Source organism: Aliterella sp. E5.1 (assembly GCF_057473825.1).
Genome location: NZ_JBYCCV010000015.1, coordinates 40,755 through 62,894, shown reverse-complemented (window position 1 = coordinate 62,894; position 22,140 = coordinate 40,755). Strand labels below are relative to the sequence as shown.

39 protein-coding genes are annotated in these 22,140 nt (G+C 45.4%); 4 read left to right on the top strand and 35 right to left on the bottom strand.

Annotation, left to right across the window (positions count from 1 at the left end):
* Positions 1-30: 30 nt before the first annotated feature.
* A complete protein-coding gene (locus AC2VE5_RS08185; RefSeq protein WP_486887286.1) occupies positions 31-783 on the top strand; it encodes a ferritin-like domain-containing protein in 753 nt (250 codons plus the stop codon).
* On the opposite strand, the gene AC2VE5_RS08180 is transcribed toward AC2VE5_RS08185, so the two are convergent.
* On the bottom strand, positions 780-1,103 hold the full coding sequence (locus AC2VE5_RS08180; RefSeq protein ID WP_486887273.1) for an S-layer protein: 324 nt from the start codon (positions 1,101-1,103) through the stop codon (positions 780-782). The two genes, AC2VE5_RS08185 and AC2VE5_RS08180, sit on opposite strands and share 4 nt — an antisense overlap.
* 74 nt (positions 1,104-1,177) lie before the next feature.
* Between AC2VE5_RS08180 and AC2VE5_RS08175 the strand changes: the two genes are divergently transcribed.
* Both AC2VE5_RS08175 and AC2VE5_RS08170 read left to right on the top strand, forming a co-directional pair.
* Positions 1,178-1,897: a pyridoxine 5'-phosphate synthase gene (locus AC2VE5_RS08175; protein ID WP_486887272.1), complete on the top strand. Its 720-nt coding sequence runs from the start codon at positions 1,178-1,180 to the stop codon at positions 1,895-1,897.
* 48 nt (positions 1,898-1,945) lie between these two features.
* Complete coding sequence (locus tag AC2VE5_RS08170; RefSeq protein ID WP_486887271.1) at positions 1,946-2,269, top strand: MgPME-cyclase complex family protein; 324 nt, start codon at positions 1,946-1,948, stop codon at positions 2,267-2,269.
* Positions 2,270-2,318: 49 nt separating this feature from the next.
* On the opposite strand, the gene AC2VE5_RS08165 is transcribed toward AC2VE5_RS08170, so the two are convergent.
* Both AC2VE5_RS08165 and AC2VE5_RS08160 read right to left on the bottom strand, forming a co-directional pair.
* Positions 2,319-3,293: a carbohydrate kinase family protein gene (locus AC2VE5_RS08165; protein WP_486887270.1), complete on the bottom strand. Its 975-nt coding sequence runs from the start codon at positions 3,291-3,293 to the stop codon at positions 2,319-2,321.
* Positions 3,294-3,362: 69 nt separating this feature from the next.
* Positions 3,363-3,818 (bottom strand): DUF4168 domain-containing protein, encoded by a 456-nt coding sequence (locus AC2VE5_RS08160; RefSeq protein WP_486887269.1) that lies wholly within the window; start codon positions 3,816-3,818, stop codon positions 3,363-3,365.
* A 96-nt stretch (positions 3,819-3,914) separates the two neighbouring features.
* On the opposite strand from AC2VE5_RS08160, the gene pedR reads away from it, so the two are divergent.
* Positions 3,915-4,187 carry a photosynthetic electron transport-dependent transcriptional regulator PedR gene (gene pedR, locus AC2VE5_RS08155; RefSeq protein WP_009634224.1) on the top strand — a complete coding sequence of 91 codons (273 nt, stop codon included), beginning with the start codon at positions 3,915-3,917 and terminating at the stop codon, positions 4,185-4,187.
* 53 nt (positions 4,188-4,240) lie between these two features.
* On the opposite strand, the gene panB is transcribed toward pedR, so the two are convergent.
* From panB to rplD, 32 genes are all read right to left on the bottom strand, one after another.
* Complete coding sequence (gene panB, locus AC2VE5_RS08150; RefSeq protein ID WP_486887268.1) at positions 4,241-5,011, bottom strand: 3-methyl-2-oxobutanoate hydroxymethyltransferase; 771 nt, start codon at positions 5,009-5,011, stop codon at positions 4,241-4,243.
* A gap of 54 nt (positions 5,012-5,065) precedes the next feature.
* Positions 5,066-5,875 (bottom strand): Rpn family recombination-promoting nuclease/putative transposase, encoded by an 810-nt coding sequence (locus AC2VE5_RS08145; RefSeq protein ID WP_486887267.1) that lies wholly within the window; start codon positions 5,873-5,875, stop codon positions 5,066-5,068.
* Positions 5,876-5,924: 49 nt separating this feature from the next.
* A complete protein-coding gene (gene prfA / locus AC2VE5_RS08140; RefSeq protein WP_486887266.1) occupies positions 5,925-7,025 on the bottom strand; it encodes a peptide chain release factor 1 in 1,101 nt (366 codons plus the stop codon).
* Between the two features lie 72 nt (positions 7,026-7,097).
* Positions 7,098-7,340 (bottom strand): 50S ribosomal protein L31, encoded by a 243-nt coding sequence (gene rpmE / locus AC2VE5_RS08135; RefSeq protein WP_486887265.1) that lies wholly within the window; start codon positions 7,338-7,340, stop codon positions 7,098-7,100.
* Positions 7,341-7,439: 99 nt separating this feature from the next.
* Complete coding sequence (gene rpsI / locus AC2VE5_RS08130; RefSeq protein WP_486887264.1) at positions 7,440-7,856, bottom strand: 30S ribosomal protein S9; 417 nt, start codon at positions 7,854-7,856, stop codon at positions 7,440-7,442.
* The gene (gene rplM, locus AC2VE5_RS08125) at positions 7,856-8,311 is read right to left on the bottom strand and encodes a 50S ribosomal protein L13 (protein WP_009634230.1); all 456 of its coding nucleotides are present in this window, start codon (positions 8,309-8,311) and stop codon (positions 7,856-7,858) included. Before rplM ends, rpsI begins: the two co-directional genes overlap by 1 nt.
* Positions 8,312-8,353: 42 nt before the next feature.
* On the bottom strand, positions 8,354-9,184 hold the full coding sequence (gene truA, locus AC2VE5_RS08120; RefSeq protein ID WP_486887263.1) for a tRNA pseudouridine(38-40) synthase TruA: 831 nt from the start codon (positions 9,182-9,184) through the stop codon (positions 8,354-8,356).
* Positions 9,185-9,192: 8 nt separating this feature from the next.
* Entirely contained in the window at positions 9,193-9,543 is a 351-nt protein-coding gene (gene rplQ, locus AC2VE5_RS08115) for a 50S ribosomal protein L17 (protein WP_486887262.1), read from the bottom strand.
* Between the two features lie 40 nt (positions 9,544-9,583).
* Positions 9,584-10,531 (bottom strand): DNA-directed RNA polymerase subunit alpha, encoded by a 948-nt coding sequence (locus AC2VE5_RS08110; RefSeq protein WP_486887261.1) that lies wholly within the window; start codon positions 10,529-10,531, stop codon positions 9,584-9,586.
* 88 nt (positions 10,532-10,619) lie between these two features.
* The gene (rpsK, locus tag AC2VE5_RS08105; RefSeq protein ID WP_009634234.1) at positions 10,620-11,015 is read right to left on the bottom strand and encodes a 30S ribosomal protein S11; all 396 of its coding nucleotides are present in this window, start codon (positions 11,013-11,015) and stop codon (positions 10,620-10,622) included.
* 45 nt (positions 11,016-11,060) lie between these two features.
* Positions 11,061-11,441, bottom strand: a complete 381-nt coding sequence (gene rpsM, locus AC2VE5_RS08100) for a 30S ribosomal protein S13 (RefSeq protein ID WP_486887260.1) — start codon at positions 11,439-11,441, stop codon at positions 11,061-11,063.
* A gap of 59 nt (positions 11,442-11,500) precedes the next feature.
* The gene (rpmJ, locus tag AC2VE5_RS08095) at positions 11,501-11,614 is read right to left on the bottom strand and encodes a 50S ribosomal protein L36 (RefSeq protein WP_071994138.1); all 114 of its coding nucleotides are present in this window, start codon (positions 11,612-11,614) and stop codon (positions 11,501-11,503) included.
* 93 nt (positions 11,615-11,707) lie between these two features.
* Complete coding sequence (gene infA, locus AC2VE5_RS08090; protein WP_045054257.1) at positions 11,708-11,932, bottom strand: translation initiation factor IF-1; 225 nt, start codon at positions 11,930-11,932, stop codon at positions 11,708-11,710.
* 149 nt (positions 11,933-12,081) lie between these two features.
* A complete protein-coding gene (locus tag AC2VE5_RS08085; RefSeq protein ID WP_486887259.1) occupies positions 12,082-12,636 on the bottom strand; it encodes an adenylate kinase in 555 nt (184 codons plus the stop codon).
* Positions 12,636-13,949: a preprotein translocase subunit SecY gene (gene secY, locus AC2VE5_RS08080; protein WP_486887258.1), complete on the bottom strand. Its 1,314-nt coding sequence runs from the start codon at positions 13,947-13,949 to the stop codon at positions 12,636-12,638. Before secY ends, AC2VE5_RS08085 begins: the two co-directional genes overlap by 1 nt.
* Positions 13,950-14,017: 68 nt before the next feature.
* Entirely contained in the window at positions 14,018-14,461 is a 444-nt protein-coding gene (gene rplO, locus AC2VE5_RS08075; protein WP_486887257.1) for a 50S ribosomal protein L15, read from the bottom strand.
* A 5-nt stretch (positions 14,462-14,466) separates the two neighbouring features.
* Complete coding sequence (gene rpsE / locus AC2VE5_RS08070) at positions 14,467-14,994, bottom strand: 30S ribosomal protein S5 (protein ID WP_486887256.1); 528 nt, start codon at positions 14,992-14,994, stop codon at positions 14,467-14,469.
* 28 nt (positions 14,995-15,022) lie between these two features.
* Positions 15,023-15,382, bottom strand: a complete 360-nt coding sequence (gene rplR / locus AC2VE5_RS08065) for a 50S ribosomal protein L18 (RefSeq protein WP_486887255.1) — start codon at positions 15,380-15,382, stop codon at positions 15,023-15,025.
* Between the two features lie 2 nt (positions 15,383-15,384).
* A complete protein-coding gene (gene rplF / locus AC2VE5_RS08060) occupies positions 15,385-15,924 on the bottom strand; it encodes a 50S ribosomal protein L6 (protein WP_486887254.1) in 540 nt (179 codons plus the stop codon).
* 59 nt (positions 15,925-15,983) lie between these two features.
* Positions 15,984-16,385, bottom strand: coding sequence for a 30S ribosomal protein S8 (gene rpsH, locus AC2VE5_RS08055; RefSeq protein WP_486887253.1), 402 nt, complete (start codon positions 16,383-16,385; stop codon positions 15,984-15,986).
* An 18-nt stretch (positions 16,386-16,403) separates the two neighbouring features.
* On the bottom strand, positions 16,404-16,949 hold the full coding sequence (rplE, locus tag AC2VE5_RS08050; protein WP_486887252.1) for a 50S ribosomal protein L5: 546 nt from the start codon (positions 16,947-16,949) through the stop codon (positions 16,404-16,406).
* A 74-nt stretch (positions 16,950-17,023) separates the two neighbouring features.
* Positions 17,024-17,383 (bottom strand): 50S ribosomal protein L24, encoded by a 360-nt coding sequence (rplX, locus tag AC2VE5_RS08045; protein WP_486887251.1) that lies wholly within the window; start codon positions 17,381-17,383, stop codon positions 17,024-17,026.
* Positions 17,383-17,757: a 50S ribosomal protein L14 gene (gene rplN, locus AC2VE5_RS08040; protein WP_486887250.1), complete on the bottom strand. Its 375-nt coding sequence runs from the start codon at positions 17,755-17,757 to the stop codon at positions 17,383-17,385. The genes rplX and rplN overlap by 1 nt, the downstream gene beginning before the upstream one ends.
* Positions 17,754-18,032 (bottom strand): 30S ribosomal protein S17, encoded by a 279-nt coding sequence (gene rpsQ / locus AC2VE5_RS08035; RefSeq protein ID WP_486887249.1) that lies wholly within the window; start codon positions 18,030-18,032, stop codon positions 17,754-17,756. The genes rplN and rpsQ overlap by 4 nt, the downstream gene beginning before the upstream one ends.
* Positions 18,033-18,038: 6 nt before the next feature.
* Positions 18,039-18,263 carry a 50S ribosomal protein L29 gene (gene rpmC / locus AC2VE5_RS08030; protein WP_486887248.1) on the bottom strand — a complete coding sequence of 75 codons (225 nt, stop codon included), beginning with the start codon at positions 18,261-18,263 and terminating at the stop codon, positions 18,039-18,041.
* Positions 18,264-18,266: 3 nt separating this feature from the next.
* The gene (rplP, locus tag AC2VE5_RS08025) at positions 18,267-18,689 is read right to left on the bottom strand and encodes a 50S ribosomal protein L16 (protein WP_486887247.1); all 423 of its coding nucleotides are present in this window, start codon (positions 18,687-18,689) and stop codon (positions 18,267-18,269) included.
* A gap of 56 nt (positions 18,690-18,745) precedes the next feature.
* The gene (gene rpsC, locus AC2VE5_RS08020; protein WP_486887246.1) at positions 18,746-19,498 is read right to left on the bottom strand and encodes a 30S ribosomal protein S3; all 753 of its coding nucleotides are present in this window, start codon (positions 19,496-19,498) and stop codon (positions 18,746-18,748) included.
* Positions 19,499-19,522: 24 nt separating this feature from the next.
* Positions 19,523-19,882, bottom strand: a complete 360-nt coding sequence (gene rplV, locus AC2VE5_RS08015) for a 50S ribosomal protein L22 (RefSeq protein ID WP_486887245.1) — start codon at positions 19,880-19,882, stop codon at positions 19,523-19,525.
* A 35-nt stretch (positions 19,883-19,917) separates the two neighbouring features.
* Positions 19,918-20,196 (bottom strand): 30S ribosomal protein S19, encoded by a 279-nt coding sequence (rpsS, locus tag AC2VE5_RS08010; protein WP_486887244.1) that lies wholly within the window; start codon positions 20,194-20,196, stop codon positions 19,918-19,920.
* Positions 20,197-20,263: 67 nt separating this feature from the next.
* Positions 20,264-21,127: a 50S ribosomal protein L2 gene (rplB, locus tag AC2VE5_RS08005; protein ID WP_486887243.1), complete on the bottom strand. Its 864-nt coding sequence runs from the start codon at positions 21,125-21,127 to the stop codon at positions 20,264-20,266.
* Between the two features lie 62 nt (positions 21,128-21,189).
* Positions 21,190-21,504, bottom strand: a complete 315-nt coding sequence (locus tag AC2VE5_RS08000; protein WP_486887242.1) for a 50S ribosomal protein L23 — start codon at positions 21,502-21,504, stop codon at positions 21,190-21,192.
* Positions 21,491-22,129, bottom strand: a complete 639-nt coding sequence (gene rplD / locus AC2VE5_RS07995) for a 50S ribosomal protein L4 (RefSeq protein ID WP_486887241.1) — start codon at positions 22,127-22,129, stop codon at positions 21,491-21,493. Before rplD ends, AC2VE5_RS08000 begins: the two co-directional genes overlap by 14 nt.
* Between the last annotated feature and the right edge of the window lie 11 nt (positions 22,130-22,140).

Here is a 22,140-nt window from a genome sequence, read left to right as displayed (position 1 = left end):
GTAGACTTCTCACTTACAGCGCAAACACTCATGAGCTTGATTACTCACATTTTGCACCTAGTTGGGTCTAGTGGCGTGGCTTATTTCACTGCCCGTCAAATCCGCGATCCTCAAACTCGCCCGAATACGCTGGCGATGTTCCAGCTTGCGGAATCTGGCGCTGTACCTATGCTACAAAAACTTAGCGCACGGGCAGCGACCGAAGGCGACATCTGGATGTCGGAAAAACTAGCCCAACACGCCGAAGATGAAAAAAGACACGGACAAATATTTGCCCACGCTTTGAAGCAAATAAACAAACAAGTTATTGACTTTAAAAGCCAGCCGAAAAAAGCCGAATCTACCCAGCGCAGTCCTTTTTTTGATGCTTTTTTTGAAGGTTACACTTCTGAGCAACTAAAACCAGAGAACATAGACTGGAATGTATTTATCGGTAGTACCTACATTTTGGAACTAGATGCGAGTAAAGACTTTGCACGGATGGCAAAGGTTCTTCCCGAAGATGAAGCAACAAGCCGCAATCTCAAAAAGAGCTTACTTAGCGTTGCTAGTGACGAAACAGGTCATGCAGCTTACCTCTACGAAGCAATGAGGCGGCGGATGAGTGCGGCGGACGTACAAGAATTGGTAGACAAGTGGCGCACTCGTAAAGTAAACGCGATGTTAGCGATGATTGGTGGCTTGTTGCAGCCAAAGGGACAACCACCTAACTTAGTCCAAGAGGGTGTCCCTCAAGAAGTTGAGGAATCCCCAGCTAACGTACCAGATTTAGCCGCAGCTTAATTTGTCTTTGGTGTTACTTGCGGTTGGCTTTCTGTTTGAGACTGCGTTTGGCTTTGAGTCGGTTTAAGTCGCTCAAATAAAGCCGGGGGCGTAGCTTGGCGGAAAGCCCCGCAATAGTGCATAGTCATCACAGCTTTAAAAGCCCAATGATCGGGAGAAACATCGCTAAAAGGTACAGGTAAGGTTTCCGCTCGGTTTTGGACGCAAGCATTCAAGACTTGATTGTCTGAATTTGGTGGAGTTACTGATTGAGCTTTGACGGGGAAGTTGAGCGCTGTGGTAGCGAGTATAGTTATAGTTGCTAAAATTTGCAGTTTCATAGAACAAATGTATTAAACCTATTTTTTATTTTGCCTTGGCTAATAAGAAATTGGCACGAAAAAGGAGATAACAATTGCTAACGCTGGGAGTAAATATCGATCATATTGCCACAATTAGGCAAGCACGGCGCACCGTAGAACCTGACCCAGTAGCGGCGGCGGTATTGGCAGAATTGGCGGGTGCGGATGGAATTACTATACATCTACGCGAAGATCGGCGACATATCCAAGACAGGGATGTACGTCTATTGCGGCAAACCGTGCGATCGCATCTTAATCTAGAAATGGCGGCTACCGATGAAATGGTAAGTATTGCCTTAGATGTCAAACCCGATTATGTAACTTTGGTTCCAGAAAAACGGGAAGAAGTAACCACCGAAGGAGGGTTAAATATTGTTAGTCAGAGCGATCGCATTGGTGAAATAGTAGACAAATTACAAGCTGCGGGTATTCCTGTCAGTTTGTTTATCGATGCAGATGAGGCTCAAATTGCCGCATCGGTTAAAGTGAAGGCTAAATTTATTGAACTGCATACAGGACAGTACGCAGAGGCAAAAAATGAAGCAAGTCGTCAAAAGGAATTGGCAATACTAGCTAAGGGCTGCAAGCAAGCAATAGAGGCGGGTTTGCGCGTAAACGCTGGTCACGGCTTAACTTACTGGAATGTCTACCCAGTAGCTTGTATTCCAGGGATGGAAGAACTTAATATCGGTCATACGATTATTAGCCGCGCTGCAATGGTAGGAATAGAACGAGCCGTAAGAGAAATGAAGCAAGCAATGCAAGGAAAGTAAGTAGAGGCGACTCCTCTAGGGTAAAATCGAATTTTTGATATTAGAACTATGCAGATGTATTACTATGTGCTGGCGAGCGATCGCTTTTTGGTAGAAGAACCAATTGACGAAGTGTTAACTGAACGCACTCGCAACTATCATGAAAATGAAAAAACTATTGATTTTTGGTTAGTCAAGCAACCAGCTTTTTTAGAAGCGCCAGAAATGGCAGCAGTTAAAGCTCAATGTCCCCCTGAACCTACTGCAATTATTTCAACTAATCCTCAGTTTATTACTTGGCTTAAACTGCGCTTAGAGTATGTGCTAACGGGGGAATTTTCCGTACCATCTGACACAATTACCGATCCTCTAGCTTCAAACGTCGCCGCCTAAACTCGATTGCTATCCCATCTTTTAAGTAAAGATAGGATAGCTAAACTAATTACTGGGAATCTAAAAAAGCTTCAACTTCTGCCGCCGTAGGTTGAGATGCGATCGCACCGGGTTTTAAAGTTGTCAACGCTCCTGCCGCACTAGCATAGATTACTACTTTTTTGGCGGTCGCTGGATCGCTAAGACTAGCAATTCCGAGTTGCGATAGTTGATGAACAAACCCCGCCACAAAGCTATCTCCCGCTCCCGTTGTATCGACTACAGGGATAGAAAAAGCGGGAACTTTTCCCTCATTTTCAGATAAACAATAACTGCAACCGTTTTCGCCATCGGTGATTACCACGCCCTCTAGGGTTTCTACCCGGTACGTGATTGCGCCAGGATCTGTAGTGTCAAATAGCAGTTGTGCTTCTTCGGCGGAAAGTTTGAGAAAGTCAATTTTATTAAATATTTTTTGGATAATTTGCCGCGCGGTGTCAACATCTTGCTGCCAAAAAACAGGTCGCCAGTTAACATCCAAAACTACCTTAACATCATACTGTTCTGCTAATTGTAAAGCACGATAGACGCTTGCATGGCTGTGAGGATAAGCAAGCGCGATCGTCCCCAAGACAAGAAAATCTGCTTCTGCAAATAGTTTTTCGGGTAATTTATCAGCTTGCAACTGGGTATCGGCAAATTCTGTAGTATCCAAGTCGCCAAATCCAGCAAAAATGCGATCGCCTGTTTCGGTACGCACAACATAAACTTGTCTTGTGGGTGCGGTTTTGTGTCGCTGTACCCCACTTATATCTACCCCGGAGGTTCTTAAAACTTGAATTAATTGATTTCCCGGTTCATCTTCCCCAATGCAGCCAATAAAGCCAGAGGTAGAGCCTAATTTAATTAACGCACAAGCTACATTTGCTGGTGCGCCGCCGGGGTAGGGTGTCCAAGATTCAACTAGATCGAGCGATCGCCCAATTTGGTCAGCTAATAGATCGAATAAAATTTCACCAAGGCAAAGTATCTGAGGATTGCTCATAGCAGCATTCCAAATAAGTCAGCAGAATATAGCTATTATCTGACGGATTAGCCGCAGTTTACAAACAACTTAGTTTTTTGCTTCCTGCAACCCAGTTGCTACCCTTTCTCCAAATTCGGGATCGATATTTGCAAGCCCCAATAGCTGTAAGTATTCTTGATTTGTCAAACCTGCTTGCTCAATTATCGAAAACGCCTCAGTTTCAATTTCTTGAGCGATCCGCAATGATTCTAATTCTGTTTCTGCCGCTTGGAGTTCGCCTCCACGACGAGAAATGAGCTGCCAAACTTGCAAATATGCCTGCACGAACTTGTTTACTTTTTCGGCGGGAATAGTAGTCGCATCAAGGAGGGGACGAAGTTGGGTAGTTTCTGGTGAGGGATTTTGCACTGCATTTTTTCCCGATACTTCAGCTATACTTTCACCAGTATTTGTTAGTAAAGCAAAAGTAAAAAATAATACTAATAAGCAAATTTTTGCAGTACGAGATAGCATGGTTGTCGCCAAAACAGTAAAAATTGTCATGCAATCGCTGCTAGCGCAAAGTCTGACTCTACAAGCATCCTCTAGAATTAAGAAGGAGCCTACTAAGTAAATATACTAAAGGAATAAAATTAAGTCATGGCTATTAGCGAGTCTCAAACCCCCGCATCTCTATCTGACAGAGAAATGCAAATTATCGAATTAGTGGCTGCTGGCTTAACTAACGAAAAAATAGCTGACGAGTTAGAAATTAGCAAGCGTACCGTCGATAATCATATTAGTAATATTCTCGACAAAACAGGAGCGAATAACCGGGTGGAGCTTGTACGTTGGGCATTGCAGTGGGGTAAAGTTTGTTTAGATGAAGTCAATTGTTGTACTTTGCCCATCCATAGCGATCGCATTTCTTAGTATAAAAGCAAGCAGCCAGAAAATTTATTCCCTTCTGCCTGCTTGCAAAACAGCTAAAGAAACTTACGTTCTCGAACATCTTGCCCAAAATTTTGTACGGCGCTCGCAATTTGTTCTCGTAAATTGGCATAAGTCTTAGCAAAAGGCGGTTGCTGTTCCGAAAGACCCAATAAATCGGCGGTAACTAAAATTTGACCATCGCAATCAACGCCCGCACCAATACCAATCGTGGGAATAGTTAATTTTTGGGTAATTTGTAAAGCTAAAGAGGCTGGGATATGTTCTAACAACATACTAAAAGCTCCAGCTTGTTGCAGGGCGCTCGCACTGTTTAAAATTTTTTTCCCTGCTTCTTCAGTCTTTCCCTGTTGTCGCAGTCCTATTTGATGGATAGATTGAGGTGTCAAACCTACATGACCCATGACAGGAATCCCTGCTTGCACTAAATAGGCAACAGTTTCAACCATTGCGGGATAACCACCTTCCAACTTTACCGCCTGAGCGCCCGTTTCCTTCAATACCCGTCCCGCCGAATGTAGCGCTTGTTGAGGACTTTCTTGGTAGGTCAAAAACGGTAAATCGACGACAAGTAGAGCGTTTTTTACTCCTCGACGCACTGCTTTAGCATGATGGAGCATCTCTTCTAGGGTTATAGGTAGAGTATTTTCATAACCTAGAATTGTTGCTAAAGAATCACCCACTAAAACTAAATCAACACCCGCATTATCTAACAACTGGGCAACAACATAATCCCAAGCAGTTAAGGCAACAATTGGTCGCCCTTGTTGTTTCCATTTAATCAATTGCTGGGTAGTAACTGCCATGTTATTGCTGTAAATCCAAGATTGGGGTGCGATCGCGCTTTTCTCTGACTAAGTTCACTCTGGGGTTTGATTTTGAGCAACCCCTCTAACTTGCTCTACGCTCAAGCCTAGTGCCTGTGCTATTTGTTCCACAGCCAATCCTAGCGCTAAGAATCCCGGTACAGATTCTAGCTTGCCTTCTAGCTTGCCTTCTAGCTTGCCCTCTAGTTTGCCCTCTAGTTTGGCTTCTTGATAAACTTTCGTCTTTTTCAAATCGCTTAACTCAAACATTGCCTCTATTTCCTCCCTACTTATGTTAGGCAACTTATAGACCAAGATTGTCTCTATTAATTGTATAAATTTTTCCTGTTGCAGTTGCCCACTTTGTTGCCTAACTCGATCTACTAACTCTCTTGCTTGCTCAACAGTTTTTGATTCTGGAGCAACTATCAACTTGATAGTTCTAACTCCTAAAGAGTTTTCAAAAACTTCTCCGCTTAACTGGTTAAGATAAATGCGTCTAATCCGCCCGCTATCAAAAAATTCTTGGTAATGTTTGATATTTCCTGTATCTGTACTTGAACTGGGGTACAAAACGATCGCACTCCAGTCATTTTCTGGCTTGTTTTGCCGCAGATACAAAAAGATTTCGGTTAAAAAGCGTGAATAAAATTCTTGCTGAGGCTGAAACTGGACTTCAACAAAGTAAATGCGATTACTTTCCAGGGTTGGAAGGAAAACCCCATCAATGCGAAAAGCCGTTTGCTTGACTTCCACCGATGAAAACTGATAATTATTAGCAACTTCTGGTGTACTACCGATAAGTTCAAAAAAGATATCAGGAAACTCCTGAAACAATCGGTAAAAAAGGCTGTCAGTTTTCACCTTACAATTTCCTGCTCTGCCCAAGGAAACTCAATAAAGGGCAATTTTTTTATACTCCAGAACTAGAAGCGGCAAGTTCTGCCAAGCGCTCTTGCTGATCTTGAGAAATGCACGACTGGATGATGGTTTCTAAGTCGCCTTCAATTATTGGATTGAGGACAAAGTTCTGTCCCAAACGGTGGTCAGTAACCCGATTATCTTTGTAATTGTAAGTACGGATCTTCTCCGAGCGCGATCCCGTCCCTACTTGAAGTCGCCGCATGGAAGTTACAGCTTCTTGCTGTTCTCTCAACTTCATTTCATACAACTTCGCCCGCAAAATCTGCATCGCCCGCTCTTTATTCTGTAGCTGGCTGCGTTCTTCGGTACAAAAGATCCGAATGCCTGTTGGTTTGTGGTACAAGTCGGCAGCGGTTTCTACTTTGTTGACGTTTTGCCCGCCCGCACCGCCCGAACGAGCGGTACTCATTTCAATATCTTTGGGATCGATATGTATTTCTACTTCGTCCACTTCTGGCATTACAGCAACGGTGGCGGTAGAAGTATGAACTCGTCCACTAGCTTCAGTTAACGGTACGCGCTGCACCCGATGAACGCCAGCTTCAAACTTCAACTTACTATAAACTTGGTCGCCCTGAATTTCTAAAACAGCTTCTTTAAAGCCGCCCATTTCGGCTAGAGATTCGCTGACTAGCTTTACTTTCCAGCGTTGAACTTCCGCATAGCGCGAGTACATCCGCACTAAATCCCCTGCCCAAATACTAGCTTCGTCGCCTCCAGTTCCGGCACGAATTTCTAGCATGATGTTTTTATCATCATTAAGATCGCGAGGTAAGAGCAACATTTTTAAACGAATTTCTAGTTGCTCTAACTTAGCTTCTAATTCCTGAACTTCACTAGCAGCGATTTCTTGAAGTTCGGGGTCGCTGGCTGATTCTTTAAGTACCTGACGAGCGCCTGCTAATTCTTCCGTGGTGTTTTTCCAATCTTCGTAGCTATTAACTACTGGTTCCAAAGAAGAACGCGCCCTAGCCACCCGTTGAGTCTCATCAGGATCTCTAGCAACTTCAGGATCGGCAAGGCGACGGTTTAGTTCATTAAAGGTTTGCTCGACAGACTTGAGTTTGTCTAATAGGTAAGTTTCAGCCATAACGAGAAGTCGCGTAATTGTTCAAGAAGGATAGATTAGTTAGACTAGCAACGAGCTAAAAGCTAACCAACGCTACTTTTTATCTTCTTGAGCCGTCTCTGGCTCGGCTTCCATCATGCCGTACTTACGCATAAACCGCTCAACACGTCCTTCGGTGTCAATCATTTTTTGCGTACCCGTATAGAAGGGGTGATTTCCCGACCATACATCAACGTGTAACTCTGGCTTGGTAGAGCCTACAGTCATTACAACTTCGCCGTTGCAATAAACTTTTGCTTCTGGATACCACTTAGGATGAATGTCTGGTTTTGCCATTGTCTTGGTGAAGAATTTACTTAATTTATTGTAGCTTTGATTGTTATTACCCAGTCTAGGATTGAGTTTTGAATTAACTCAAAACTCAATTCCATATTTTTAACGCTTCGAGAACTGAGGAGCTTTACGAGCTTTGTGCAGTCCGTATTTCTTCCGCTCTTTTGCTCTTGGGTCGCGGGTAAGATAGCCTTCTTTTTTCAAAGGTGGGCGATTGTCGGGGTCGAGCTTGCATAAAGCGCGGGCAACACCCAAGCGAATTGAGTCTGACTGTCCTGTTAAGCCGCCACCATGAGCATTGACCAAAATGTCGTACTCATTTTCTAACCCCAAAGTTTCTAGGGGTGCTTTGGTGACAGAAATATAGTTGGCGTTGAACTGAAAATACAAATCACCAGGTTTGTCATTAACCGTCAATTGACCGCTACCTGGTACTAGGCGTACCCGTGCTACGGAGGATTTACGACGACCTGTACCCCAGTACACGGCACGACCGCTATTAGCTTCTACTGCTTGCATTATTTATCTGCTCCTGGGATTGTTTGAATTTTTAACTCTTGGGGTTGCTGAGCCGAGTGGGGATGATCGCCGCCAGCATAGACTTTTAGCTTAGTAAATAGTTGCTTGCCTAAACTACTTTTAGGTAGCATTCCTTTTACTGCTTGCTCGATAATTCGTTCTGGAATCCGGGCTTGGAGTTTAGCAAAGGTTTCGGTTTTCATCCCCCCTGGTCGCCCAGAGTGACGGCGATAGAGCTTTTGGGTGCGCTTTTTGCCTGTAACAACTATTTTTTCGGCATTAACTACAATTACAAAGCCGCCTGTATCCATATGCGGGGTAAATTCGGGCTTGTTTTTGCCGCGTAAAACCATCGCAATTTCACTAGCTAGTCGTCCGAGACGTTGGTCTGCGGCATCAACTATATACCAGTCGCGGTTAATCGTGTCTTGGGGTGGAAGATAAGTTTTTTCCATTTTTAAGTATCCTGTAAAATTTAATTGAGTAGCGTCATCATCTTAGGTAGATGGCAAAACTAATTTAGGCATAGTGTCATACCAGACTTCCGGGGGAAAAGGTGAGTTTTCGTAGCCGACGCGCAGCAAACATAAACCGCAAGCGGGGGCGGCGTGTTTTACTTCTTCTCGGCGCTCTTGCTGCCAAAGTTCCGTAAAGTTATCCAAACTCCGCTTGCCCGTACCTACTTGCACCAGTAGCCCTACCAGTAGTCGTACCATGCCATACAAAAACCCGTTTGCTTGAATCTCAATATGAATAAAGTCACAATCTCGATCGCATTTTACTTGTTGCACTTCTACCCAAGAATGCGATCTCTTTGAGCCTGTCCGGTGAAAGGCAGCCAAATGATGGGTTCCGAGCAGTGTCTTTAATGCCGCTTGCATCAAGTATTCATCTAGAGGCGCATAATAATAATGCCAACTAAACGGACTAACAAACAAGTTTGGTCTAGTGTTGGTATAAAGCGTATAGCGATATCGCCGCCATTGGGCGCTAAAACGAGCGTGCCAGGATTCGCTAACGGATTCACTTGCCCGGATTAAAATATCGGCGGGTAAGTAGCCATTTAACACCGATGCCCAACGCTGTGCTGGAATTAAGCTACTATGCTCAAAGTGGGCGACTTGGGCAGCAGCATGAACCCCTGTATCAGTCCTTCCCGCACAGTGCAGCGTCACTTGATGCCCCAAAACTTTTTTTAGGACTTTTTCAATCTCCGCTTGAACGGTACGCTGCTGTAGTTGCCTTTGCCAGCCATAAAAATGAGTACCTAAGTATTGAATTACTAAGGCTACTCTATGTTTAGGCGTTTGGGAAGGCAAGGCAACCATATTTTAGCTTACACAAGTTCAATGATTGCCATTTGGGCATTATCGCCACGACGGGGCATAGTTGACATAATACGGGTATAGCCACCATTACGGCTGCCGTAACGAGTAGGTGCTTGCTCAAATAAAGCGTGAACCAACTGCTTGTCGTAGATATAGCCCATTGCTTGACGACGAGCGGCTAAAGAACCTTCTTTAGCTAAAGTAATCATTTTGTCGGCTTCTTGGCGCACTACTTTAGCTCTAACTTTAGTTGTGGTAATCCGACCGTGCCGGATTAATTCTGTAGTTAAAGCTCGGAGTAGAGCGCGGCGTTGGTCGGCAGGTTTGCCAAGTTTTTTTATACTATTGCGGTGGCGCATAACAATTAGGGAGTAATTATTTGAGAGGTGAACGCGAATTCTAGCTAGGCTTGGGTGATTTTTCGTGAGGTAAAGTAATACCCAAGCGTACTTGCAACGCTTCGATTACTTCTTCAGCAGATTTTTGCCCAAAGTTTTTAATTTCTAGCAAGTCTTCCTGGGTGTAGTCCAATAAATCGGCAACCGAGTTTACTTGCGCTCGTTTGAGACAGTTGTAAGCTCTAACCGACAATTGCAGTTCTTCAATGGGGATTTGGCTAGTTGGGTCTTCATCGGTAGGCAACTCGTCTTGCATTGCCTCTAGAGAAATATCTTTTAGTGGATTAAATAATTCAACTAAAATACTAGCTGCTGCCGAGAGCGATTCTTGGGGAGTGACGCTGCCATTTGTCCAGATTTCCAAAATCAGCCGATCTTTTGCAGCAGAGCCATCTACAAGGGCATCTTCGACACTGTAGTTGACTTTGTGGACGGGCATAAATACAGCATCAATTTGCAGAAAATCCAAAGACGTTGCTTCATCGCGTCCCCGTTCGATCGTGCGGTAGCCTTTGCCGCGATCGATGCGAAATTCCATTTCCAGCTTTGCGCCCTCAGCCAACGTTGCCACGTACTGATTGGGGTCAACGATTTCCACTTCCGAAGGCAAGTCGAAGTGAGCGGCGGTAACTATAGTTGGACCTGTAACTAATAGTCGTCCAATTTGGGGTTGAGAGGAGTAGCTTTTTAATACTACTTCCTTCATCCGCATAAGGATTTCTATCACATCTTCGCGCATTCCTGGGATGGTAGCAAATTCGTGATTGACTCCAGCAATCCGAACGGCAGTTACTGCCGTACCTTCTAGGTTTGATAGCAAAATTCGCCTTAGAGCGTTACCCAACGTAGTGCCTTGACCGCGATCGAGAGGCTCCAGGACAAATTTACTATATAGACTCCGATGTTCCTGTGTATTAGACTCGACACATTCAATTTGATATTGCGCCACGGAGTAACCTCCCTTATATTAGCTGCCACTATCGGGCAGAGTATTTACCTTTACTTGTTAATGATGCCTATAAAGCAATGGAGCTTTTTTAGACTCGACGGCGCTTGGGTGGACGGCAACCGTTGTGAGGAATGGGGGTAATATCCCGAATTAGCGTAATTTCAAGTCCTGCTCCTTGCAAGGCTCGAATTGCTGTTTCTCGACCGGAGCCAGGTCCGCTTACCATAACTTCTATTTGCCGCATTCCTTGGTCTACGGCTCTACGGGCGGCACTCTCGGCGGCGGTTTGAGCAGCAAAGGGAGTTCCCTTTTTCGCGCCTTTAAAACCGCTAGATCCGGCAGATGCCCAGGAAATTACATCACCGTTTTGATCGGCGATCGTGACGATGCTGTTGTTGAAAGTAGACTGGATAAAAGCGATGCCGTTGGGTACGTTGCGCTTTTGCTTCTTAGCTCCAGGTTTTTTGTTTGTTTGTCGCGCCATAACTGAAAATAAGCTAAATAATGCTGAGTAAAGGAACTAATTGTATTACTTGCCACTGGGTGCTTTTTTCTTCCCAGCAACGGTTTGCCGTCTGCCACGCCTGGTTCTGGCATTGGTACGAGTTCTTTGTCCGCGCACAGGTAAGCCCATACGGTGGCGGCGACCTCTATAAGTTCCAATATCAATTAACCGCTTGATCGACATTGATTCCAAGCGGCGCAAGTCTCCTTCGACTTGGTAAGATTCGATCGCACCCCGCAGGGCGGTAACATCTGCATCGCTTAGATCTTTGACGCGAGTATCTGGATTTACCCCGGTAGTTGTCAAAATGTTTTTTGACCGCGATAATCCAATTCCATATATGTAAGTAAGACCGATTTCGACACGCTTATCACGCGGAAGGTCTACACCAGAAATCCGTGCCACGTTTTTTTCTCCCTAATTTGGCGGTGCTAAAAAGCTCGATATTTTTTGTATTTAACGGTCTAACCTTGTCTCTGCTTGTGTTTTGGGTTAGAACAAATTACCATTACTCGACCGCGACGGCGAATAACGTTACACTTTTCACAAATTCGACGGACTGACGCTCTAACTTTCATTACTGTTGCTTTATTACAAACTCTAAATTATATCACGCTTGATTATTTATAGTACAGATTCTTAAACTAAAGTCCCCTTTAATTTTGCTATCGCTACTTTTTCCGCAAGCGGTAGGTAATTCTGCCTTTAGTTAAGTCGTAGGGTGTCAATTCAACTTTGACGCGATCGCCTGGTAAAATTTTGATGTAATTACGACGAATTTTTCCAGAGATGTGAGCCAACACATCAAACCCATTATCAAGTGCTACTCGAAACATAGCATTAGGCAACGAGTCTGTAACCGTGCCTTCCATTTCAATCAAATCTTGTTTAGACAAGTGATATTTTCCTCAATTCTACTGGCTGTTTAACTACCCACAGCTAAGGGCTGTATAGCATAGCAATTAAAACAATTCCACTTCTTATTAATATATCTTATCTAGCATCAAGCTAAAGTTTGATTATCAAATTTAGGTAGATTTGTCAACTAAGCGGCTACTACTTGATGCAAATCGGTGTTAACGGCTCCTAAAGGTTGATTGCCATTAACGTAAACCAGTTGTTGGCGATCGCGATAAAAGCCAATTAAAGGTGCAGTATCGGCGTGGTAAACCTCCAAGCGACGGCGAATCACGTCTTCGGTGTCATCAGGACGACCGCGACCTAAAAGCCGCTCGATTAAAATATCGTCTGGTACATCTAAATTGACAACTCGAACGCTACCTTGACCAAGTTTTTGCAGTAATCTGTCTAAAAACTCCGCTTGGCTGACGGTGCGGGGAAACCCATCCAAGATCCAACCGGAATCAGTATCGCCTTGGTAAAGGCGTTCTTCGACCATAGATTGGACTAAGTTGTCCGGAACTAATTCGCCACGATCCATGTAATCCTGGGCTTTTACACCCAAAGGCGAGCGCGCTTTCAACGCCTGACGCAAGATGTCACCTGTGGAAATATGGGGAATCTGCAACTTTTCAGCTAAAGCTAGGGCTTGGGTTCCTTTACCAGCACCAGGAGGACCCAAAAAAATCAATCTTGCCACTATTGTTTTACCATTCCTTCGTAGCGCTGAGAAATCACATAAGTGCGAACTTGTCTAGCCGTGTCAATCGCCACACCGACGAGAATTAGTAAGGAAGTTGCGCCCAAACCTCGGAAAGTCGGCACGCCTACCGCACTTTCTACTGCCGTGGGAATAATTGCCACTACTCCTAAAAACAGCGCACCTAGTAACGTCAAGCGATTTAGAACCCCTTCTACATACTCGCTAGTTGCTTTTCCTGGACGAATACCAGGAATACTAGCGCCCATTTTCTTCAAGTTTTGCGACAAATCGACGGGATTAACAATCAAAGACGCATAAAAATAACTAAAGAAAACGATGGAAACTAGATAAACTAGCGCATATGCCCAAGGAGCAGAGCCGCCAGGGCTAAGATAATTGGTAGCAATATTGCTTAAAGTTTGATTTCCGGTAGCATTAGCTAAAAATGCTGGCAAAATCAAAATACTAGAAGCAAAGATAATCGGCATTACTCCCCCTTGAATTAACTGGAGAGGTAAGTAACTGCGCCGTTCTTCTTGGACTTTTCTGCCGACTTGGCGACGAGCGGAAAGGATGGGAATTTTGCGGCTGGCTTCTTGAACGAAAACAATGCCAACAATGGTGACTAAAAACACCAATAGAAGGACAACAACCCGACCTACGGCGGCTCTACCACCAGTTTGAGCAAAAGTAATCGTATCGCCCAAAGATTTGGGTAAAGCAGCGACAATGTTGACAAAAATCAGCAAAGATGCCCCATTTCCGACACCGCGCTCTGTAATTAGCTCCGATGCCCACATAATGAACATAGAACCTGCTACAAGTGCGATCGCTGTTTGAATCACAAAAGCAGGCCCCGGAGTTATCGCATAAGGACGCACCCAAATAGCGGCGATAAAAATACTCTGCAAAACTGCCCAACCAAAGGAAACATAGCGGGTAATTTGCGAAATTTTCCGTCTACCTGCTTCTCCTTCATTTTTCTGTAAATTTTCTAAAGCTGGGATGGCTGCTGTTAACAGTTGAATAATAATCGAGGCGTTAATGTAAGGCAAAATGCCTAAAGCAAAAATGCCTAACGTAGAAAGTCCGCCACCGGAAAAAATGTCTAAAAAGCCAATAATAGCGTTATTATTTTGTACGGCTTGGGTAAATTGTTCGCGATTGATTCCTGGAATGGGTAAAAACACACCAAGACGCGCCAATATTAATATCCCAATGGTGACAAACAGCCGTCCTCTAAGTCCGGCGGTTTGTGCCATCTGCATAAAAGTTTCTTGAGCAGTTGGGGCTTTATCTCGACTAATCATAAAGTACCTTTTTAATTATTTTGGCACTGCATTGTTTGCGGCTAAAACGTGCTAGAAATTTAGCCCAGTTATACTACTTGACAACTGCCCCCAGCCGCTTCGATTTTGCTTTTAGCTGATGCTGTGAAAGCGGCAGCTTGCACTGTAAGCGGTACAGTTAATTCGCCATCGCCCAATATTTTCAACGAGCCTTTAAGAGCCGTCAGAATCCCTGCGGCTTTTAAAGAAGCAACGTTTACTTCGGTATTGGCAGCTAAAGCGGCAAGTTTGGAGACATTAATTGTAGTGTAAACTTTGCGGTTGACCAGTGGAAAGCCCTTCAATTTGGGAACGCGACGATATAAAGGCTGCTGTCCGCCTTCAAAGCCGGGTCTAGTACCGCTACCAGAACGAGCTTTCTGTCCGCGCATCCCCTTACCCGCACTTGCTCCCTGTCCGGCAGCAATTCCTCTCCCTAAGCGGCTAGAGCGTTTTCTTGAGCCTTTTTGTGGCTTGGCATCGTTTAATCGCATGGTAGTTAAGTAGTGTAAAGATTTTCAATTGGTACGCCGCGATCGGTGGCGACTTCAGACATAGTGCGGAGAGTGGAAAGCGCATTAACCGCCGCTCGTGCATTGTTGAGCGGATTATTTGAGCCGAGTTGCTTGGCTAAGATATTGCGGACTCCTGCTAGTTCCAATACAGTACGGACTGCACCCCCAGCAATTACCCCAGTTCCCGGCGCTGCCGGACGCATCATAACTTTTGCTCCGCCGCCTACACCATTTGTAGGATGGGGAATAGAGTTACTTTTTGTAATTGGCACGTCGATCAGGTGTTTTTTACCATCAGCTACGCCTTTTTTGACTGCGCCGATCACATCGCCAGCTTTACCAACACCGATACCAACTTGACCGCGTTCGTTGCCGATCGCTACAATGGCTCGGAAGCTGAGTTTTTTACCACCTTTAACTACTTTGCTGACGCGGCGAATTTGAATTACCCGCTCTTGGAAAGTGGTTTCTTTTTCTTTTGTGCGCTTATTTTTGCGCCGTTCGGTTGCCATAATTTATATTCCTCAGTAGATATTGGCTTTAAAAATCTAAGCCAGCTTCGCGTGCGGCTTCGGCAAGGGCTTTAATCCGACCGTGATAGAGGTTTCCCCCCCGGTCAAATACAACTTTGGAGATGCCTTTTTCTAAGGCTCTAGTAGCAATCAATTTGCCTACTTCAGTGGAAGCGGCGCAAGTAGCACCTAATTCTAAAGACTTTACCGCCGTTTCTACAGTAGAAGCGGCAGCCATTGTTAGATGCTGAGTATCATCTATGACTTGAGCATAAATATGTTGATTGGAGCGAAAAACTGACAACCGAGGGCGTTCTTGGCTGCCGAAAACTTTGCCACGAACGCGGCGGTGTCGGCGGATTTTTGATTGATGGCGAGTGAGTTTCATTTTTACTTCTTACCTGTCTTACCAGCTTTACGTCTAACCGCTTCTCCGGCGTAACGAATACCTTTACCTTTGTAAGGCTCAGGAGGACGAACGGCGCGAATTTTGGCGGCGGTATTGCCTACTTCTTCTTTATTAAAACCACTAACGATCACGTTAGTATTCGTTTCTACGGCAATTGTTACGCCGTCAGGGGGTTCAATGATTACGGGATGGCTGTAGCCTACGTTTAAAGTTAGGGTACGTCCTTGGACTTGGGCGCGGTAGCCTACGCCTTGAATTTCCAAACGGCGCTGAAATCCTTGGGAGACTCCTTCAACCATGTTGGCAACCAAAGTACGCGATAAACCGTGCATTTGCCGGGATGGGCGGGATTCATCGCGCCGCTTAACAAGTAGGGTATCGCCTTCTTGTTCTACCGTTACTGCATTAGAAAGGATGCGGGATAGTTCGCCTTTAGGTCCTTTAACAGCGACGTGCGCCCCATCAATTGTGACAGTAACTTTATTGGGGACAGTAATGGGAAGCTTACCAATTCGAGACATAACTCAATACTCCTATTTATTAGCTGTTAGCCCTAGGGAACTATTTACCGCTAATGGTTCTACCAGACGTAGCACAGAATTTCGCCCCCCAATCCTTGACGGCGGGCTTCGCGGTCGGTCATGATGCCGCTAGAAGTGGAAATAATCGCAATGCCGATCCCACCTAATACGCGCGGTAGCTCTTTGTGGTTGGCATAGACGCGCAAGCCTGGCTTGCTGATCCGCTTTAAAGCGTTAATTAAGGGTTGACGATTTTTACCTTTGTATTTTAAGGCGATCGTCAAGTTGCATCTGATTCCTTCTCCTTCTTCGCCAACTTCAGCAATAAAGCCTTCGCTTTGCAGCACTTTGGCAATATTGCGAGTTAGTTTTGTTGCTGGCACTCGCGTTACCTGATGCCGTGCCATATTGGCGTTGCGGATGCGCGTCAGCATATCTGCAATTGTGTCGTTAGCCGCCATCGTTTCCTCTTTACAATTTTATTGATCTCGAAAAGGCATTCCAATTTCTTTTAGCAAAGCACGACCTTCTTCGTCAGTTTTGGCTGTGGTGATAATTGAAATATCTAAGCCGCGAATTTGATCGATGCTGTCATATTCCACTTCGGGAAATATTAGCTGTTCTCTTACGCCCAAAGTATAGTTACCGCGTCCGTCAAAGCTTTTGGGGCTAATGCCGCGAAAGTCGCGGATTCGAGGTAAAGATAAACCAATTAGGCGGTCTAAAAAGTCGTACATCCGATCGCCACGCAAAGTCACCATCAATCCGACGGGCATTCCTTGGCGGATTTTGAAGCCAGCGATCGCTTTTTTAGCACGAGTGACTACAGGTTTTTGTCCGGTAATCAAAGCTACTTCGCTTAAAGAAGATTCTAAAGATTTAGCATTTTGCGCTGCTTCTCCCAAACCCCGGTTGATCGTGACTTTAATCACTTTGGGGACTTCTTGAATATTTGGGTAATGAAATTGTTCAACTAATTTGGGAACAATTGTTTGTTGGTATAAGCTTTTAAGTCGAGTTGCCATAGTTTTCGCGATAGTTTTCCCTGGTCTTGGTCAGGGCTGATAATAGGGTGAAATTGAATCAGGCACGTGCCGTGCTACCTATCCAGTTTTTCCCCAGTTTTTTTGAGCATCCGGACTTTGCGTCCTTCTTCGTTGAAGGTGTAACAAACCCGACTAGCTACGTTTTGCTTAGTCGAATACAGCATCACATTCGAGCTATGAATGGGAAATTCGGAGGTAACAATCCGACCGGACTCACCTTCTTGTTGGGGTTTGACGTGTTTAGTTTTAATATTCACGCCTTTGATTGTGACTTTGCTGGTTTTGGGAAAAGTCTCGACAACTTCGCCGACTTTGCCGCGATCTTTACCAGCAATTACTTGCACGGTATCGCCAGTTTTGACGTGCATTTTGTGCCGTTGGGGCAGCTTGTTTGATTGCTTGGTTGTTGCCATTACAGTACCTCTGGAGCCAAAGAAACAATTTTAGTAAAGTTTTTATCTCTTAGTTCCCGCGCCACAGGTCCAAAGACACGAGTGCCTCTAGGATTGCCATCGGCGTTGATAATTACGGCTGCATTATCGTCGAAGCGAATGCACATACCGCTATCGCGATTCATCCCTTTACGAGTACGGACTATTACCGCACGGACGACATCGGATTTTTTGACTGCCATGTTGGGACTAGCATCTTTAACAACAGCGATAATTACATCGCCAACGTTGCCATAGCGACGATTGCCACCACCACCACCCAAGACACGGATACACATTAACTTTCTCGCGCCGCTATTGTCAGCAACGTTGAGATAAGACTGGGGTTGAATCACGGTTGCGCCTCCTCTGTAGCTTCAGTAGTAGCTACCGTCCGATTGAGGATATCAATTACAACCCAGCGCTTAGTTTTGCTCAAAGGTCTGGTTTCTTGGATGCGGACGCGATCGCCCACTACACATTTATTTTCTTCATCGTGAACTTTGTAGCGCTCGGTGCGGACTACAATTTTGCCGTACTTGGGGTGAGGAGAGCGGTTCTCGATGGCAACTACCACCGTTTTCTGCATTTTATCGCTCACCACTAAGCCAACTCTTTCTTTGACTGCCATAATTACTTACTCTGGTACTGCGGCTGCGGTGGCTGCGCGTTTGCGTTCGTGTTCTACACTTAGTAACTGCGCTAACCGATGTTTGGCGTGGCGGAATTGATGAGGTTTTTCTAGCTGTCTGGTGGCTTTTTGCAGCCGCAACTGAAATAATTGCTTTTTGACGGCAATAATTTCCTCATTAAGTTCCTGGTCGTTTAAGCTTCGTGCTTCCGAAATTTTTGGAAGTGCCATTATTTATCCTTCCTCCAATTGTTCGCGCATAATAAACTTGGTATGAATTGGCAGCTTGTGAGAAGCAAGGCGCATGGCTTCGCGGGCTGTAGCTTCGGGAACGCCAGTAATTTCAAATAAAATTCGTCCCGGCTTGACTACGGCTACCCAAAATTCGGGCGAACCTTTACCAGAACCCATCCGAGTTTCGGCGGGACGCATGGTTACAGGCTTGTCGGGGAAAATCCGAATCCAGATTTTGCCACCACGACGCAGGTAACGGTTCATTGCTCGACGACTGGCTTCAATTTGCCTGGAAGTGATCCAAGAGGGTTCTTGAGCTTGCAAGCCATAATCGCCAAAGTTTAGGGTGCTACCTTTAGTAGCTAGTCCTCTCATTCGTCCGCGCTGTTGCTTGCGGAATTTTGTTCTTCTGGGACTTAACATGACATTAATCAGGAAGTGGGCAGTAGGGGAAACAGCAATAGCTATTAAACTATGTACTAATTTCCTTCGTTGGAACGGTCTTCAAACTGTTGGCGACGGCGTTGTTGAGTGCGGCGGCGCGGTTGAGTATCTTCGCCAGGAGTGGGTTTTTGTTCTTGTCCGGGGATAATTTCACCCTTGAAGACCCACACTTTTACTCCCAAGATGCCGTAAATTGTTTTAGCGGTGCAGTAGGCGTAATCAATATCGGCGCGTAAAGTATGTAAAGGCACTCTACCTTCGCGAGTCCACTCTGTCCGGGCAATTTCTGCACCGTTGAGACGACCACCGACTTGAATTCTAATGCCTTGAATTCCTGCTCTTTGAGCGCGTTGGATCGATTGGCGAACTACGCGACGGAAGGAAACCCGACGTTCTAGTTGCCCGGCGATGTATTCCGCGATTAGGTAAGCGTTGGCATCAACTTGAGGTACTTCTACCACGTTGATGCGAATTTGGCGATTGCCGCCGAGTAGTTCGTTGAGTCCGGTACGCAAAGCTTCAATGCCTGTACCACCACGACCTACAACTACACCGGGACGAGCGGTACTTACTTCTAATTCGATTTGGTCGGCTTTACGAGAAATTTTGACCTCAGCGATTCCAGCATTGTTAGCTGCAAGCCGACCGAGTTTTTTTTCTATGTATTGTCGAAGCTTGTAGTCTTCTTGGAGCAGGCTAGGATAGCGATGCGGATCGGCGAACCATTGCGAGCGATGCTCCTGAGTAATACCCAGGCGGAAACCGACTGGATTTATCTTTTGTCCCACAAATAAGGAGTCCTTGGGTGATGATTATTTACTTGGTGCGCCGATCGCAACAGCCACAGTAATGTGACACGTTGGTTTGCGAATTTGGTACGCCCGACCTTGCGCTCTTGGTTGAAAGCGTTTGAGTACGGGACCTTGATCGGCAAAGGCTTGAGAGATTTTCAGTTCGGCGGGGTCGAGTCCGGCGTTATGCTCGGCATTGGCGACGGCGCTTCGCAGTACCTTGAGGACTGGATCGCAGGCGCGATAAGGCATAAATTCAAGAATTATTAATGCTTCTCGGTAGGAGCGCCCGCGAATTTGATCGAGAACTCGGCGCACCTTAAAGGGGGACATCCGAATATAACGAGCGATCGCTTTGATTTCTTTTGTATCAGCAGCCATAATTTTCTCCTATAGCTCTTAGGGGGCTAAGAGCTTTATCTCCCTGCTTTTTTGTCACTTTTGGAGTGACCGCGAAACGTCCTAGTTGGGGCAAATTCGCCTAATTTGTGTCCAACCATTTGTTCGCTTAAGAACACTGGTACGTGCTGTCTGCCGTTGTGGACTGCGATCGTATGACCGACCATTTGGGGCAAAATTGTGGAAGCACGCGACCAAGTTTTGATTACTTGTTTTTCGCCTTTGGCATTTAGCTTTTCTACTTTGGTAAGTAAGCTATCGGCTACGAAAGGACCTTTTTTTAGTGAGCGACCCATAATTTAATCGTTTTGAGTTGAGGAATTAGTTTTTAGTTTTAGGGCAAAATTCAAAACCCAAAATGATTTAAGACTCTCTACCGCCTCTACCGCGTTTCGAGGATTTGCGCCGACGACGGATAATTAGAGCGCTACTGGCTTTTTTCTTTTTCCGAGTCTTGGCTCCTAAAGTTGGTTTACCCCAAGGAGTTACAGGTCCCGGTCTACCAATCGGCGCTCTACCTTCACCACCTCCGTGGGGGTGGTCTACAGGGTTCATGACGCTACCTCTAACTTTGGGGCGGCGACCTTTCCAACGGTTGCGTCCGGCTTTACCAGCGCTGAGATTTCTAGCTTCCGAGTTGCCTACTTGTCCTAAAGTTGCGTAGCATTCGCGGCGGATTAAACGAACTTCCCCAGAAGGTAGCTTGAGAGTGACGTAATCGCCTTCTTTGGCTACAACTTGAGCGCTTGCACCCGCAGAACGAACGATTTGCCCGCCTTTTCCGGCGGTAAGCTCGACGTTGTGGACGCTTGTACCTAAAGGAATATTCGCTAAGGGTAGAGCGTTACCGTCTTCGTAGGGCGAATCAGGACCAGAAATAATTATTGTGCCGACAGCTAAACCTGCGGGATGAAGAATATATCTTTTTTCCCCATCTCGGTAATACAACAAAGCAATTCGAGCGTTGCGATTGGGATCGTACTCAATTGTTGCTACTTTTGCAGGAATATTATGCTTATCGCGCTTAAAATCGATTGCACGATAAAGTTGCTTGTGACCGCCACCCCGACGACGGCTAGTAATTACACCGCGATTGTTACGACCTTTAGGACGATGAACGGTGTAAGTTAGGCTTTTCTCCGGTTCGCTTGTAGTAATTTCCGCAAAGTCGGAAACGGTACATTGGCGAGTGCTGGCAGTATATGGTTTATAAGAACGAGTACCCATAATTATTAGTAGTTTTGAGTTTTAAGGTTGGAGTTTTTAAGACACTTTGAACTGATAACTAACTACACTTCTGGGAACAGAGCTTGTCTAATTTTTTCTTCATCGCCAGGAGCTAAAGTAACGATCGCTTTTTTGTATTGCGATTTGTACCCGGTATGCTTGCCGACTCGCTTTTGTTTGCGCGGCGGCATATAGGTATTTACTTTAAGGATCTTGACTTGAAACAAGCTTTCGATAGCGGCTTTGATTGCGGGCTTGGTTGCTTGGGGAGTTACTTCAAAAGTGTATTTGTTTTGCTCCATTAGCAACGTTGCTTTTTCCGTCACAATTGGGCGGCGCACTAAGTCAGGTAGATTCCGCTCGTCAAACTGCGTCACTATAAACCTCCTGAATTTTTGCTAAAGCGGCGGCAGTAGTTACAATTTTGTCGGCATTTAGCACGTCGTAAATATTTAACTGATTTGCCGGATACATCTTTAAACCAGCAACGTTACGAGCCGATAAATAAATGTTTTGATTTGGCTCTGTGACAATCAACAGAATTTTGGCGCTGCTCTCAATTCCCCATCGGGCGATCGCATTCATCAATTCTTTTGTCTTTGGTCGGGAAAACTGATCGCCAAATTCCTCGACCACAACCATGTCATCTGTACGACTAAAAAATGCCGTTCTTAGCGCCAAACGACGCTCTTTGCGGTTCATTTTGGTTTCAAAGTCTCTTGGCTTGGGACCAAAAGTTACACCGCCCCCTCTCCACAAGGGAGAACGAATTGATCCCGCTCTGGCGCGACCTGTGCCTTTTTGTCGCCAAGGTTTGCGACCGCCGCCTCGGACTTCCGCGCGGGTTTTTGTACAAGCATTACCTTGTCTAGCATTTGCTAGTTGACGCACTAAGGCGCGGTGGACGATGTGAGAAGCGGTTTGGTCTTTAGCAACTTTTAATTCTAAAGTTGCTTGTCCAACTTCCTCTCCTTGCCAATTTTTTACTACACAATCAACCATATTGGCTTACC

Bases quoted from the DNA above. Each gene is read 5' to 3' on its own strand.
- AC2VE5_RS08185 (WP_486887286.1), top strand. From the start codon at position 31: ATGAGCTTGATTACTCACATTTTGCACCTAGTTGGGTCTAGTGGCGTG.
- AC2VE5_RS08180 (WP_486887273.1), bottom strand. From the start codon at position 1,103: ATGAAACTGCAAATTTTAGCAACTATAACTATACTCGCTACCACAGCG.
- AC2VE5_RS08170 (WP_486887271.1), top strand. From the start codon at position 1,946: ATGCAGATGTATTACTATGTGCTGGCGAGCGATCGCTTTTTGGTAGAA.
- AC2VE5_RS08165 (WP_486887270.1), bottom strand. From the start codon at position 3,293: ATGAGCAATCCTCAGATACTTTGCCTTGGTGAAATTTTATTCGATCTA.
- AC2VE5_RS08160 (WP_486887269.1), bottom strand. From the start codon at position 3,818: ATGACAATTTTTACTGTTTTGGCGACAACCATGCTATCTCGTACTGCA.
- pedR (WP_009634224.1), top strand. From the start codon at position 3,915: ATGGCTATTAGCGAGTCTCAAACCCCCGCATCTCTATCTGACAGAGAA.
- panB (WP_486887268.1), bottom strand. From the start codon at position 5,011: ATGGCAGTTACTACCCAGCAATTGATTAAATGGAAACAACAAGGGCGA.
- prfA (WP_486887266.1), bottom strand. From the start codon at position 7,025: ATGGCTGAAACTTACCTATTAGACAAACTCAAGTCTGTCGAGCAAACC.
- rpmE (WP_486887265.1), bottom strand. From the start codon at position 7,340: ATGGCAAAACCAGACATTCATCCTAAGTGGTATCCAGAAGCAAAAGTT.
- rpsI (WP_486887264.1), bottom strand. From the start codon at position 7,856: ATGCAAGCAGTAGAAGCTAATAGCGGTCGTGCCGTGTACTGGGGTACA.
- rplM (WP_009634230.1), bottom strand. From the start codon at position 8,311: ATGGAAAAAACTTATCTTCCACCCCAAGACACGATTAACCGCGACTGG.
- truA (WP_486887263.1), bottom strand. From the start codon at position 9,184: ATGGTTGCCTTGCCTTCCCAAACGCCTAAACATAGAGTAGCCTTAGTA.
- rplQ (WP_486887262.1), bottom strand. From the start codon at position 9,543: ATGCGCCACCGCAATAGTATAAAAAAACTTGGCAAACCTGCCGACCAA.
- rpsK (WP_009634234.1), bottom strand. From the start codon at position 11,015: ATGGCGCGACAAACAAACAAAAAACCTGGAGCTAAGAAGCAAAAGCGC.
- rpmJ (WP_071994138.1), bottom strand. From the start codon at position 11,614: ATGAAAGTTAGAGCGTCAGTCCGTCGAATTTGTGAAAAGTGTAACGTT.
- secY (WP_486887258.1), bottom strand. From the start codon at position 13,949: ATGATTAGTCGAGATAAAGCCCCAACTGCTCAAGAAACTTTTATGCAG.
- rplO (WP_486887257.1), bottom strand. From the start codon at position 14,461: ATGCGATTAAACGATGCCAAGCCACAAAAAGGCTCAAGAAAACGCTCT.
- rpsE (WP_486887256.1), bottom strand. From the start codon at position 14,994: ATGGCAACCGAACGGCGCAAAAATAAGCGCACAAAAGAAAAAGAAACC.
- rplR (WP_486887255.1), bottom strand. From the start codon at position 15,382: ATGAAACTCACTCGCCATCAATCAAAAATCCGCCGACACCGCCGCGTT.
- rplF (WP_486887254.1), bottom strand. From the start codon at position 15,924: ATGTCTCGAATTGGTAAGCTTCCCATTACTGTCCCCAATAAAGTTACT.
- rpsH (WP_486887253.1), bottom strand. From the start codon at position 16,385: ATGGCGGCTAACGACACAATTGCAGATATGCTGACGCGCATCCGCAAC.
- rplE (WP_486887252.1), bottom strand. From the start codon at position 16,949: ATGGCAACTCGACTTAAAAGCTTATACCAACAAACAATTGTTCCCAAA.
- rplX (WP_486887251.1), bottom strand. From the start codon at position 17,383: ATGGCAACAACCAAGCAATCAAACAAGCTGCCCCAACGGCACAAAATG.
- rpsQ (WP_486887249.1), bottom strand. From the start codon at position 18,032: ATGGCAGTCAAAGAAAGAGTTGGCTTAGTGGTGAGCGATAAAATGCAG.
- rpmC (WP_486887248.1), bottom strand. From the start codon at position 18,263: ATGGCACTTCCAAAAATTTCGGAAGCACGAAGCTTAAACGACCAGGAA.
- rplP (WP_486887247.1), bottom strand. From the start codon at position 18,689: ATGTTAAGTCCCAGAAGAACAAAATTCCGCAAGCAACAGCGCGGACGA.
- rplV (WP_486887245.1), bottom strand. From the start codon at position 19,882: ATGGCTGCTGATACAAAAGAAATCAAAGCGATCGCTCGTTATATTCGG.
- rpsS (WP_486887244.1), bottom strand. From the start codon at position 20,196: ATGGGTCGCTCACTAAAAAAAGGTCCTTTCGTAGCCGATAGCTTACTT.
- rplB (WP_486887243.1), bottom strand. From the start codon at position 21,127: ATGGGTACTCGTTCTTATAAACCATATACTGCCAGCACTCGCCAATGT.
- rplD (WP_486887241.1), bottom strand. From the start codon at position 22,129: ATGGTTGATTGTGTAGTAAAAAATTGGCAAGGAGAGGAAGTTGGACAA.